This is a genomic window from Paenibacillus sp. 2TAB23, assembly GCF_052115165.1.
In the GTDB taxonomy this organism is placed as follows: Bacteria; Bacillota; Bacilli; order Paenibacillales; family Paenibacillaceae; genus Pristimantibacillus.
Genome location: NZ_JBFRGD010000047.1, coordinates 1 through 12,897, shown reverse-complemented (window position 1 = coordinate 12,897; position 12,897 = coordinate 1). Strand labels below are relative to the sequence as shown.

Below are 12,897 nucleotides of genomic sequence, written 5' to 3'. Positions count from 1 at the left end.
TCGGGGTGGAAGCACAGCAATGTGTGTAGCTGACGAATACTAATCGGTCGAGGGCTTATCCTAAACACGTTTACCGTGACCCATACATCCGGTAGACAGCAGCAAGAAGGTTCAGCAAACCTTATCTTTCGTATCCAGTTTTCAGGGCGTAATGTTCTGACTTTGCATGCGTCCCCGAGCGCTGCATCGACAATGATTCGGGGGACAAGCGTGGCGGTGTAGCTCAGCTGGCTAGAGCGTACGGTTCATACCCGTGAGGTCGGGGGTTCGATCCCCTTCGCCGCTACCATTACCTTTTTATCGTAACATCTGGAGGATTAGCTCAGCTGGGAGAGCATCTGCCTTACAAGCAGAGGGTCGGCGGTTCGATCCCGTCATCCTCCACCATATTTACTTATTCGGTTACAGACCGAATCCACTTGGAGCTGTGGTGTAGTGGCCCAACATGCCTGCCTGTCACGCAGGAGACCGCGGGTTCGAATCCCGTCAGCTCCGCCATTTTTCTTTAAAGTAAGGCTCGGTAGCTCAGTCGGTAGAGCAGAGGACTGAAAATCCTCGTGTCGGCGGTTCGATTCCGTCCCGAGCCACCACTTTATTTCCTATTAACGGGAAATAATTAATAGCATGGAGGATTAGTGAAGTGGCTAAACACGGCAGACTGTAAATCTGCTCTCTTCGAGTTCGGTGGTTCGAATCCATCATCCTCCACCAGTTTTTCTACATCATGAGTCATTAGCTCAGTTGGTAGAGCACCTGACTTTTAATCAGGGTGTCGTAGGTTCGAATCCTACATGACTCACCATTTTTTTAAAAACAACCATCGCAACCGGAGATCCTATGATCTTCGGTTTTTTTGATTTTGTAATCGAGAAAGGTTATAAACGAGAAAAGGTGGACACCGAGGCGATTAAGCCTGCTGGAGTGTCCACCTTTTGTCATGTAATCGTGTATTTATACCAAGCCATGATTTACTTATGACGAAGCGATTTACTTATGACGAAGCTCAAGCTCGCGTGCCAACTCATTAACTGTTTCATTCAGACGCAGCGTTAGCTCCTCATTAATCTCGAATACTGGAGCTTCATTCGGCTCCTGCGTACGATTAATTTGCGAATCTACAGCGTATACACCGCTAACATAAATTTTGGCGCCCATGGATGCAAGCACGGGCTTAAGGGAATAGTCAATAGAGAGAAGATGCGCAATGGTGCCACCAATAAACAGTGGAGCAATGATTTTATTATCGAGACCTTTTTGGGGAAGAAGATCCAGGAACGTTTTGAGAACGCCTGTAAATGAAGCCTTATAAACGGGGCTTGCGATAATAACAGCATCCGCATTTGCAACAAGTTGGTTCGCTTCCACAATGGCTGGACTGCCGAAACGGGCATGGATAAGATCCTCAGCAGGCAGGGATACAACTGTAATCGTATCTACTGTTAGGTTGTGTTCTTTGAGCTGCCGTTCGACATACTGGGTAATTCCGTTCAAACGTGATGAAGTATTCGGGCTTCCGGAGATAATAACAATGTTCGGCATAGGTACGCTCCTCTTTGATAGGGTCAGCATTAAAAACATTAATCCGATAAGTAAACTTTGGATAAATTTTATCATGAATGCGGGCAACGGTCAAACAGACAAAAACGATTTCTTGTATTTTATCGGTATAAGGGAACAATGTATACACGGAATCAAATTATATAGATAAAGGGGTTGTTGCAATGATATACGGAATAGCGGCTTTCATTAGCTTTGCGATCGTGTTTGCAAGCGTACCACCGCTTCGGATTCTTGCGCTGCGCCTGGGCTTTGTTGATCGTCCTACTCAAAGAAAAATACATAATAAGCCGATTCCGCTTATGGGAGGAGCGGCTATTTTCATTGGCTGTGTGATTGCCATGTTTGTATGTATTGGGTTTACCCCGTTAACATGGACCATTCTTTCTGGAGGCACTGTGCTTGTCATTGTGGGACTTCTGGATGATGCCTCAAAAGCGAAAGGAAAAGAGTTCCCTGTTTGGCCACGCGTCATCCTTTATTTGGGGGCAGCGTCGATTCCGACTTTATTTCATATTCATATCGCAGGAATTGCAAATCCAATTACAGGTTTGTTTATTTCCTTTCCTGATTGGTTGTCTTGGCTGACAACGATGATATGGGTATTCGCTTTAATCAATATGATCAATTTTATCGATGGTGTTGACGGTCTTGCTTCAGGGGTATGCACGCTCTCAGCCCTTACTCTGTTAATAGTTGCTCTAATAAAAGGACAGCCCAGCACAGCTATACTTGCCATCATTGTTGCGGGGGCATGCTTTGGCTTTCTTGTACATAACTTCTATCCAGCACGCATATTCATGGGCGATGCGGGTGCAACCTTTCTAGGCTTCACGTTAGCGGTTATCGCGGTTGATGGTACGTTTAAAAAAGCGACATTTATTACGCTCCTTGTACCGCTTCTTGCGCTTGGCCTGCCTATATTCGATACGATTTACGTCATGATGCGGAGACTGATAAGCGGTAAAGGCCTGCATCGTGCTGACAAGCTGCATACGCATCACCTATTAATGAAATGGGGACTCAGCCAGGTGCAGACTGTTTCATTCCTTTATTTGATCGCAGCGCTGTTTGCGCTGCTCTCCATTATTCTTTTACTTGCGATAAGCTGAATTAAACAAGCCTATGTGGTACAATGACGGGAAAAAGCGATATTCTAACGAATCGTTGAAAATGCTTTTTTACACATTAATCCGCTTATATGGAGCTGCTAATCATCATTCGCGCGGTTTCCTGCAACATGAGGATGCCGCATAGCCGCTAACGCTTGTGGAGATTGGAGATAGAGAAATGAGCACGACAGACTGGTTGAAGCCACTGGAGCACATTTTGAACTGTCCGGTACATGCTGTTTCGAGATCGATAGCGGAGTGGAATGATCTAATAAGCAACGCTGACGTGCTGTGGTTAGGCGAGCATACGACGCCTTCACCCATAGAAGGCCAGCGCGTAGAGAAGGATAATAAAACATGGATTGTTATTTCATCTAATGAATATGAGGTAAATCTGCTTGAATTGGAAGGCTCTGCACTTCAAGCTACGGAGAAAGAGCTGATTAGCTGGACACTGCAATTAAATAGGGGAACGGTAGCTGAGAAGAGAAGCGCGGCTCTCTCGGAAACGGAAAGACAAGCTATTAAGCTTAGCGATTGGATTCAAAAGCAATTGGAAGCGGATGAGCCTGCTTATTCATTGCCTGATCATTTAACAGTTGGCAGCCGGTTGTTTAATGAAATGATTCCTTTTTTGCTCGTTACCGAGCAGCCTGGCACGCAGCAAGCTACTTACGCCGATCTGGAGAAGCTGCTTCGCTCCTTTATGTCGGATGACATTCTACTTATACCGCTTAAAAGTCAGGAATGGCTCATTTGGGGTTCAATGTCACTATTAAGAGACGAGGATTCTGACGCTTTCGAGGAGCAGGAGGAGGAATCCCTTGAGGAGAGTCTCGCTTCGATCGGTCTTGGCCTGCATGAGATGCTTGCCAGCGAGTGGATCGGTGAATGCCATTTGGCTGTCGCCCATCCGGCATCTCCAGCTAAAGGCATCATTGAAACGACAATGCTTCTAAGGGAAACGATTAATCTGGGCCGTAAGTTTCATGTCGGAAGAAACATTCATTTGCCATGGATGCTGCAGCTGGAGCGCTTATTGAATGCGATTCCCGAGCTTCAGCGCGCTAAATATTTGGAGCAGTCTCTAAAAAGAGCCGATTTGTTCGTAGAGTCTGAAATGCTAAGCACACTTGAAACTTTTTTCACACTCGATTGCAATGTCAGTGAAACAGCTAAGAAATTATATATTCATCGTAATACGTTATTATATCGCTTGGACAAGCTTAAACAGGAAACGGGATTGGATGTACGACAGTTCAGAGATGCTGTTCTAGTTAAAATTATATTGCTATTGTACAAAGTTACGAAAAGAAATTAGTTTTTTTGTAAAGTATGTGCATAGTCACAAGCTCCTCGGTGGGATAAGATATAGGCATATCGAAATTTCTTTCTAGGGGGAAAATTATCATGGCAGGCGTACGTTTAGAAGGCATTTACAAAAAATACCCGGGTACTGACAAAGCATCGGTTACTGACGTTAACTTAGATATTAAAGACAAAGAGTTTCTCGTATTGGTCGGACCATCAGGTTGCGGTAAATCGACAACTCTTCGTATGATTGCAGGCCTTGAAGAAATTTCCGAAGGCAAATTGTTCATCGGCGACCGCCTTGTGAACGACGTTGCTCCTAAAGACCGCGACATCGCGATGGTATTCCAATCCTACGCTTTGTACCCGCACATGAACGTATATCAAAACATGGCCTTCGGCCTTAAACTTCGTAAATTCAAAAAAGCAGACATCGACAAACGTGTTCGTGAAGCTGCTAAAATTCTAGATATCGAGCATTTGCTTGACCGTAAGCCAAAAGCGCTTTCCGGTGGTCAACGTCAACGTGTCGCGCTAGGACGCGCAATCGTTCGTGAGCCGCAAGTATTCTTGATGGATGAGCCGCTTTCCAACTTGGACGCGAAACTTCGTGGACAAATGCGTGCGGAAATCAGCAAGCTTACAAAACGTCTTGAAACAACAACAATTTACGTAACGCATGACCAAATCGAAGCAATGACAATGGGTGACCGTATCGTTGTTATGAAAGACGGTTTCATTCAACAAACGGCTTCTCCAGAAGAGCTTTACAACCACCCAGTAAATATCTTCGTAGCAGGCTTTATCGGCGCTCCTTCGATGAACTTTATCAGTGGTTCCCTGACAGAACAAGGCGGCGCGCTTCGCTTCAAAGCAAGCGGCGTAGACGTAGTTGTTCCTGAAGGCAAAGCTGCATCACTTCGCTCAAAAGGTTACATCGGCAAAGAAGTTGTTCTGGGTATTCGTCCAGAGGATCTTCATGAAGAGCCAGTTTTCCTTGAAGCATCACCACAAACGATCGTTAACGCGAACGTAGAAGTTGCTGAAAACCTTGGTCACGAAATGTACCTATACCTGAACGGTATCGGCACAGACACAGTTATCGCACGTGTTGACGGCCGCTCTGGTCTACGTGACGGCACAAGCGTTAAGCTTGCGCTTGACATGAACAAGGTTCATTTGTTCGACAAAGCTACTGAACTTAACATTTTCGAAGCTTAATAAATAGTATGGAGAAAGAACGGTCGGACTATCCGGCTGTTCTTTTTTTTGTATTCTAAGTAACAGCGCAGACAAGTGGGTCAAACGTTGCGTTCGAAGGCGTTTTCCTTTACGATGAAGACATTGAAAAAAAACATACATACACTTACGCAGTTGTCATATGAGGGAGGCTAAGCGATGCCGAAGAAAGTGAAAGTATCTGAGCTCGTCAAGCAGTTTCAGCTTGAAATTATTGCTGGCGAGGATGGAATGAAACGTGCAATTACGGTAGATGATTTATATCGGCCGGGTCTAGAAATGGCTGGTTATTTCCATTACCATCCGAGTGAGCGTGTTCAACTGCTGGGCAGGACGGAAATTTCGTTTTTGAATATGCTTGGAAGCGAAGAGCGGAAGGACCGAATGGTTCGACTTTGTAACGAGGATACGCCTTGCATCATTTTGACTAGAGGATTAGAAGCACCTCACGAGCTCGTTGATCAATGCAACGAAATACAAATACCGCTCCTCCGCAGCCAGATTGCGACAACGATTCTCTCAAGCCGAATCACGGATTTTCTCGAAAGAAAGCTAGCTCCTACTGCAACTATCCACGGCGTCCTTGTTGACGTTTATGGCGTCGGCATGCTGATTACGGGTGGCAGCGGCATTGGTAAAAGCGAAACAGCGCTGGAGCTTGTTAAACGCGGACATCGTCTAGTCGCTGATGATGCGGTAGAGCTCATGCAAACCTCTGACTCCCAGCTGCATGGCAGTGCACCGGAGCTTATTAGGCATTTGCTTGAGATTAGAGGCCTCGGCATCATTAATGTCATGACTTTATTCGGAGCAGGTGCGGTACGGACGCAGAAGCGCATTGGTCTTGTCATCAAACTGGAAAATTGGCAGCAGGACAAGCAATATGACCGCTTAGGCCTAGATGAGGAAACAACTCGCATTATCGACACCGATGTCCCGCTTGTGACGGTACCCGTACGTCCTGGACGGAACTTAGCAGTTATTATCGAGGTAGCGGCCATGAATTTCCGTCTGAAACGAATGGGCTACAATGCCGCGCTGCAGTTCACGAATAAACTAACGGAAACGATTGCTGACGATATGGATGAATATGATTGAATCTAAAGGGGATATAAAAGAATGAAGACATTGCTATTGAATCCAATCGCCTTCAGCCTAGGATCAATTGAAGTGCATTGGTACGGCATTATTCTAGGAACAGCAGCTCTCGTTGGGTTGCTGCTCGCTGTGCAAGAAGGCAAGCGCTTCGGCATTAAACCTGATTTGTTTATGGATTTGCTGCTTCTAGGCGTTCCCTCTGCGATCATTGGCGCAAGGATTTACTACGTAGCGTTCAAATGGGATGATTACAAGGGCAATTTGATTGACGTCTTTAAAATTTGGAATGGCGGGATCGCCATCTACGGAGCCATTATCGGAGCCTTTATTTGCGGCTTCTTTTATTTCCGCTATAAAGGTTACAAGTTCTGGCGACTTGTCGATATCACGATTCCGGGTATGCTTGTCGGACAAATGATCGGACGCTGGGGCAACTTCATGAACCAGGAGGCTTACGGCGGTGAGGTAAGTGAAGACTTCCTGCGCAATACGCTTCATCTGCCATCCTTTATCGTAGATCAAATGCTCGTTGAAGGCGTATATCGTCATCCTGCGTTTTTATATGAATCCATATGGAGCTTGGTTGGACTTATTGTGTTGTTCGTATTGCGCCGTCAACGGTTTTTGCGCGCAGGCGAGCTTACGGCTACCTATTTCATCTGGTATTCCATCGGACGTTTCTTTATTGAAGCGCTTCGTACCGACAGCTTGGCATTTAGAGGGCCATCTTGGCTTGCTTCGTTTATCGATGGCTTATGGACGCCGATGGAGGTTCTATTCAAGCAGGGTTATCTAGATCCGGCTTATGGAAATATTAGAATTTCACAGGCACTGGCTTTGATTCTTATTGTCGGGGCTGTACTGTTCATCATTATAAGGAGGAAGAAAGGGTATGCTTCCGCGTATTACCTGGATCCGGTTACGACAAGCAAACCAGAGCGCAACGGCGGAAACGACACGACGATCACAACCATCCCCGATTCCACAGCTACAAAAAAAGAAAATGAAGACAGCAAACCTTAATTGGTTATTCAAGGAGGCATAAACATGACGGGCATGATCAAAACGATGCTGTTCGATCTGGACGGCACCATTATCGACACCAATGAGCTCATCATCCGCTCGTTCATAGAATCGCTGCAGGGCGTAACGGCTGAAGGCTTCGGCAGGGAGCATATTATACCAAGCATGGGACAACCGCTAACGGACCAGATGAAGCTTTTCTCGGGCTTAGATGATGTTACTCATTTAGTAGCCGCTTACCGTGAGGTGAATTTGCGGCTTCATGACGAATACGTGAAGCCATTCTCCTATGTGAATGAGGTCATTGAGCGTTTGCATAAACAAGGGATTCAAATTGGCGTCGTTACGACCAAAATGAGGTTAACGACAGAGCGCGGCTTGAGATATGTTGGCTTGTATGACTATGTGGATGCCATCGTCACAATCGACGATGTCGTTCATCCGAAGCCGCATGCCGAGCCAGTCAGCAAGGCCATTGGTTTGCTCGGAGCAGATCCGTCGACGACCATGATGGTTGGAGACAGCATCGTAGACATCGAATCGGCTCTTGCTGCGGGAGCTTTGGCGATAGGAGTAGCTTGGTCGTTGAAGGGCGAGCAGAAGCTGAAGGATGCAGGTGCGCATGCTGTGATCCATGACATGCGCGATCTTTATTCATATGCAGGAATGGAGCGGGAGACGCTTGCGCAAAGTTGATCGATATCCAGTGGAAGGACCAAACGCGCTGTGGCAGGTGTATACAACGGTAAGCCGGATCAAATCGGTACGTAACTTTATCTTTATCCAGCTAGCGCGATATTGCCCCATCCTTCCCCTTAAAAATTGGATTTACCGCCGAGTGCTCGGCATGAAGGTTGGCGAGCACACCGCTTTTGCGTTGATGGTTATGGTGGATGTTTTCTTTCCAGAACGCATATCGGTTGGCAATAATACAATTATCGGATATAATACAACAATTCTGACTCATGAGTATTTGATCAAGGAATACCGTTTGGGTCATGTATCCATCGGCTCCCATGTGATGATAGGCGCTAATACGACCATATTGCCAGGCGTAACGATCGGCGATCACGCAGTTGTGGCGGCAGGCTCTGTCGTTCATAAGGATGTCCCTGCTTATGCGTTTGTAGGCGGYAATCCGATGCGTGATATCAAGCGGAAAGATATCGTTATGCCGAGCGACTATGACGAGAGTGCACGCAATTTATTGAACTAATGAGCCTTGAAAAGCTTCGTCCGCGCGAGCTCATCTCGCAGCCGGACGAAGCTTTATTTTTGGGGGATTATATCGCCCTTATCCGGTTGACGGAAATAAGCCATTCATGCTAATATTACGATTATATCCTTTAATTTGTTAGCATGGTAACATGGTATCGCTTTAAACAACTAAAGTAAATGAAGGTGAACTTATATGTCTAAACCAAAAGTGTTCGAGAAGCCGATAGGCGTTAAAGATTATCTACCAGGCGCAGTTGCTAAGCTGCGTCATATTGAACGTGATGTACTAGCATGCATGCAGAGCTGGGGCTACGAGCAGATTATAACGCCAACGATGGAATATTACGATACGGTAGGTGTCGCAAGCTCAACCTCGGATCAGAAGCTGTTTAAGCTTCTTAACAACCGTGGTACGACGCTTGTTCTACGCTCCGATATGACGGCGCCGATCGCTCGCGTCGTGTCTTCTTTATTGAAACAAGCGGATTTCCCGCAACGATTGTCTTACCATTCGAATGTGTTCCGAGCCATTGAAGAGGAAGCTGGCCGTGAGGCGGAATTTTTTCAAACGGGTGTGGAGCTAGTCGGAGATTCGTCGGCGGAGGCAGACGCAGAGGTCGTTGCACTGGCTATCGCGTCGCTTAAGGCTGCTGGCGTGGAACGATTCAAAATAGCTATTGGGCATGTCGGTTTTCTTAACGGTTTAATGGAGGAGTCGCTCCCAGGACGCAAAGATGCCCAGGAGCAGTTGAAGGGCTGCTTGCTTGGAAGGGACTTTGTCGGTTACCGGGAGCAGCTGCGCAAGCTTGCTCTCGAAGAGTCGGTGCAGCAAGAGCTTGAGGGTGTGCTGCGGCTGCGCGGCGGTCAGGAAATATGCGAGCAGGCGCTGCAGCTTAAAGTAGATGAGCACGCTCGCGCATCTATTAGCCATTTGTGCGAGATTTGGGATGTTTTGAAGGCGTACGGCGTATGTGAGCATGTGCTTATCGACCTGACGATGATTGGTGATTTTTCTTATTATACGGGTATGACCTTTGAAGGTTATGCAGCGGATTTGGGTTTCCCTGTCGTGAGCGGCGGTCGTTACGATAATCTGCTGGCGCAATTCGGCAGGCCGGCTCCGGCAACGGGCTTTGCTCTGAAGACGACGCGTATACTGGAGCTGCTTGGAGACAAAGCAGAGAACGAGATTGAGCGAACGCTCGTAGTCTACGACTCCGAAGGCCGCGGTGATGCGCTTGTCAAAGCGCAGGAGCTGCGCGCAGAGGGTGTTAACGTCGTTACGGAGCGTTTAAATGAAGCAAGCAGCGTATTGGATCAGGTATTGAAACAGGAACAGCGTTCTTTCACATATAAAGGCGTAGCATACACAGCATTGCTATCATTTGAAGGAAACGGAATTAAAGGAGGCAGCGCCACATGAGCGGACAGACAAAGGATATATTGAAGGTGGCGATGCCGAAGGGCCGGATCTATAAGGTGGCATCGAAGCTGTTCCGCGAAGCAGGATTGCCGATTCCGAGCGACTTCGACGACACTCGCAAGCTGATTATTGAGCTGCCTGAGGTGGGAATGGAATTTATCATGGCAAAGCCGGTAGACGTTCCAACTTATGTCGAATACGGCGTGGCGGATATCGGCATCGTCGGCAAGGATGTGCTGATGGAAGAAAACAAGGACGTTTACGAGCTGCTTGATCTTGGGATCGCTAAATGCCGAATGTCCGTGATCGGTTTGCCTGACTGGAAGCCGACTATGAATCCGCGCGTTGCTACGAAGTATCCGAGCGTAGCTTCAGCATACTTCCGGGAGCTTGGGCAGCAGGTAGAGGTCATTAAGCTGAATGGCTCGATCGAGCTGGCACCTATGATCGGCCTTGCCGATCGCATTGTGGATATGGTGGAAACGGGCCAAACGCTTCGCGAGAACGGGCTTGTGGAGATGGAGTCCATCTTCGGTATTACAAGCCGCTTGATTGCGAACCGCGTGAGTTATCGGATGAAAAACGATGTGATTCAAGGCCTGTGCGATCGCTTGCAGGCGACGCTGGCTAAACGGGAATAAGCGAGTATTTGGCGTTTTGAGGAATATAGGGCTTTGAGCGTAAGACGAGGAAGCGGGAAGTGCCAACTTGGCGATATGAGGAATATAGGGCTTTTAGCGTAAGATGAGGAAGCGAGAAGTGCCAACTTGGTGTTATGAGGAATATAGGGCTTTGTGCGTAAGACGAGGAAGCAAGAAGTGCCAACTTGGCGCAATGAGCAATATAGAACTATGAAGGTATGAAGAGGGAAKTKCCAGMTTGGSGCTATGAGCAATATAGAACTATGAAGGTATGAAGAAGAAAGTGCCAGCTAGACACTATGAGTAATAAAGAGCTTTGAGCTTATGAAGAGGGAAGTGCCAGATTGGCGCTATGAGCAATATAAGGCAAATGAACACGTATGAGAGTAAGAGGAAGGAGTGGATAATATGCGTATTATGCGAGCAGAGGAGTTTGGATTGAAGCGCGAGGTGGAGTATGGAACACCGGAGCAAAATGAATCGGCCTTGAGGATCGTCGCAGACGTAAAGGCCGAGGGGGATTCGGCGCTGCTAAGGTATACGGAGCAGCATGACCGGGTTAAGCTGGACGCGGCATCGCTGCGCGTGACGCAGGAGGAGATTCAGGCGGCGTACGCCAAGGTCGACGCTGATTTTCTGGCGGCGATTCGCGAAGCGGCCGTGAATGTGCGGGTGTTCCACGAGAAGCAAATGCGGACCTCGTGGATGGATCTGCAGCAGGACGGAACGCTGCTCGGGCAAATTATGCGACCGCTGAAGCGGGTCGGCGTATACGTGCCCGGAGGCAAGGCGGCTTATCCGTCGTCCGTGCTGATGAATGTGATTCCGGCACAGGTAGCCGGCGTGCCGGAGATTGTCATGGTGACGCCGCCTGCAACCGGCGGCACTGCGGGTATCGACCCGTATATTCTCGTTGCCGCCGCGGAGGCGGGCGTCAAGGAGATGTACCGGGTCGGCGGGGCTCAGGCCATTGCCGCGCTTGCGTACGGCACGGCCAGCATTGCTCCGGTCGATAAAATATGCGGACCGGGCAACATTTACGTGGCGCTGGCTAAGCGCGCCGTATTCGGTGCCGTCGATATCGACAGCATCGCCGGGCCAAGTGAGATCGTCGTGCTTGCCGACGATTCAGCCGATCCCGCGTACGTAGCCGCGGATCTGTTGTCGCAGGCCGAGCACGATGAGATGGCGTCGGCGATACTCGTTACGCCGTCGCAGCAGCTTGCTGAGGCGGTTGCTGCGGAGGTGGAGCGCCAGCTGTCCACGCTGCCGCGCCAGGACATCGCGCGCAGCTCGATAGACAGCTATGGCGCTGTTCTGCTCGTCGATTCGCTGGAGGCAGGTATCGACGTCGTCAATCAGCTAGCACCGGAGCATCTTGAGGTGCTGACGGTTGATCCTATGCGCCTCCTTGGCTATATCCAGAACGCAGGCGCGATCTTCCTCGGGCCGTATAGCTCGGAGCCGGTTGGGGATTATTTTGCAGGACCGAATCACATCATCCCGACAAACGGTACAGCCCGGTTTTCTTCCCCAGTGAATGTGGATGACTTCTTGAAGAAATCGAGCCTCATCTATTACAGCAAGCAAGCGCTCTTAGCCAATGGAGAGAAAATCATGACTCTGGCGCGCCATGAAGGGCTTGAGGGGCACGCTCGCGCTATCGAGATTCGTTTAGAGAAAGAGCGCGAATAATACACAATCATCGTAAATAAAGCATATTGCCTCGGACGCAGGGTAGGGAGCCGCTTATGAGTTGGATACCTGTGGAACTGGCCAATCATTTTTAAATCTGCTGGCCTGTTAGTGAATAGAGTACTTAACTAGGTTGCATTTGCCTTGTGCTTACGCGTAATTGTACTGTAGTTGTAGTTGTACTTGTTTGTACTTTACTTTACTAACATTTGCTTAAAACTCGAACATAGTGAATGATTTAGTTTTATTAGTTACGTTGCAGTAAATGCAATGGAAACCTGACATAGCTTGCAGTTTATGGAGCTACATTGCATTTAYTGCAATAGAAAYGMACTCCAMAGCWGGGAATYARCAGAAATRGTGATTTCTATTGTACAAACTGCAACGTAGCAYTCGAAAGGAAGCAACAAAGCCGTTTCTATTGCACAAACTGCAGGTCTGTTGATTAACCAAAAAATGGAATGAAAAAAGGCCGCCTATTCGGTAAACTGTTTGTACCCCTACAAACATCCGAAACGAGGCGACCTCATGAAAAAGTCTACTAGGTTATCGAATATTCTGCAAACTATTTTACCGAAAG

11 protein-coding genes and 6 tRNA genes are annotated in these 12,897 nt (G+C 47.9%); 16 read left to right on the top strand and 1 reads right to left on the bottom strand.

Annotated elements, in window-relative coordinates; genetic code table 11:
* Positions 1–212 precede the first annotated feature (212 nt).
* The 6 genes from AB4Z29_RS31980 to AB4Z29_RS31955 all read left to right on the top strand — a co-directional run bounded on the left by AB4Z29_RS31980 (position 213) and on the right by AB4Z29_RS31955 (position 802).
* Positions 213–289 (top strand) — tRNA-Met (locus AB4Z29_RS31980).
* A gap of 22 nt (positions 290–311) precedes the next feature.
* A tRNA-Val gene (locus AB4Z29_RS31975) sits at positions 312–387 on the top strand.
* 34 nt (positions 388–421) lie between these two features.
* Positions 422–498 (top strand) — tRNA-Asp (locus AB4Z29_RS31970).
* Positions 499–514: 16 nt separating this feature from the next.
* Positions 515–590 (top strand) — tRNA-Phe (locus AB4Z29_RS31965).
* A gap of 36 nt (positions 591–626) precedes the next feature.
* Positions 627–711: transfer RNA gene (locus tag AB4Z29_RS31960), tRNA-Tyr, on the top strand.
* 15 nt (positions 712–726) lie between these two features.
* A tRNA-Lys gene (locus AB4Z29_RS31955) sits at positions 727–802 on the top strand.
* Positions 803–987: 185 nt separating this feature from the next.
* Here the strand turns inward: AB4Z29_RS31955 and ssuE are convergent.
* Positions 988–1,539 (bottom strand): NADPH-dependent FMN reductase, encoded by a 552-nt coding sequence (gene ssuE / locus AB4Z29_RS31950; protein ID WP_441946916.1) that lies wholly within the window; start codon positions 1,537–1,539, stop codon positions 988–990.
* 182 nt (positions 1,540–1,721) lie between these two features.
* Between ssuE and AB4Z29_RS31945 the strand changes: the two genes are divergently transcribed.
* The 10 genes from AB4Z29_RS31945 to hisD all read left to right on the top strand — a co-directional run bounded on the left by AB4Z29_RS31945 (position 1,722) and on the right by hisD (position 12,317).
* Positions 1,722–2,669 carry a glycosyltransferase family 4 protein gene (locus AB4Z29_RS31945; RefSeq protein WP_441946915.1) on the top strand — a complete coding sequence of 316 codons (948 nt, stop codon included), beginning with the start codon at positions 1,722–1,724 and terminating at the stop codon, positions 2,667–2,669.
* A 178-nt stretch (positions 2,670–2,847) separates the two neighbouring features.
* Positions 2,848–3,990 (top strand): PucR family transcriptional regulator, encoded by a 1,143-nt coding sequence (locus AB4Z29_RS31940; RefSeq protein ID WP_441946914.1) that lies wholly within the window; start codon positions 2,848–2,850, stop codon positions 3,988–3,990.
* Positions 3,991–4,079: 89 nt separating this feature from the next.
* Entirely contained in the window at positions 4,080–5,201 is a 1,122-nt protein-coding gene (locus AB4Z29_RS31935; protein ID WP_183570767.1) for an ABC transporter ATP-binding protein, read from the top strand.
* A gap of 177 nt (positions 5,202–5,378) precedes the next feature.
* Positions 5,379–6,317, top strand: coding sequence for an HPr(Ser) kinase/phosphatase (gene hprK, locus AB4Z29_RS31930; RefSeq protein ID WP_441946913.1), 939 nt, complete (start codon positions 5,379–5,381; stop codon positions 6,315–6,317).
* 21 nt (positions 6,318–6,338) lie between these two features.
* The gene (lgt, locus tag AB4Z29_RS31925; RefSeq protein ID WP_441946912.1) at positions 6,339–7,340 is read left to right on the top strand and encodes a prolipoprotein diacylglyceryl transferase; all 1,002 of its coding nucleotides are present in this window, start codon (positions 6,339–6,341) and stop codon (positions 7,338–7,340) included.
* 24 nt (positions 7,341–7,364) lie between these two features.
* Positions 7,365–8,036: a pyrophosphatase PpaX gene (gene ppaX / locus AB4Z29_RS31920; RefSeq protein WP_441946911.1), complete on the top strand. Its 672-nt coding sequence runs from the start codon at positions 7,365–7,367 to the stop codon at positions 8,034–8,036.
* The gene (locus AB4Z29_RS31915; RefSeq protein WP_441946910.1) at positions 8,023–8,556 is read left to right on the top strand and encodes an acyltransferase; all 534 of its coding nucleotides are present in this window, start codon (positions 8,023–8,025) and stop codon (positions 8,554–8,556) included. The genes ppaX and AB4Z29_RS31915 overlap by 14 nt, the downstream gene beginning before the upstream one ends.
* A gap of 195 nt (positions 8,557–8,751) precedes the next feature.
* Entirely contained in the window at positions 8,752–9,981 is a 1,230-nt protein-coding gene (locus tag AB4Z29_RS31910) for an ATP phosphoribosyltransferase regulatory subunit (protein WP_441946909.1), read from the top strand.
* The gene (hisG, locus tag AB4Z29_RS31905; RefSeq protein ID WP_183570755.1) at positions 9,978–10,622 is read left to right on the top strand and encodes an ATP phosphoribosyltransferase; all 645 of its coding nucleotides are present in this window, start codon (positions 9,978–9,980) and stop codon (positions 10,620–10,622) included. Before AB4Z29_RS31910 ends, hisG begins: the two co-directional genes overlap by 4 nt.
* Before the next feature lie 408 nt (positions 10,623–11,030).
* Positions 11,031–12,317, top strand: a complete 1,287-nt coding sequence (hisD, locus tag AB4Z29_RS31900) for a histidinol dehydrogenase (protein ID WP_441946908.1) — start codon at positions 11,031–11,033, stop codon at positions 12,315–12,317.
* Positions 12,318–12,897 lie beyond the last annotated feature (580 nt).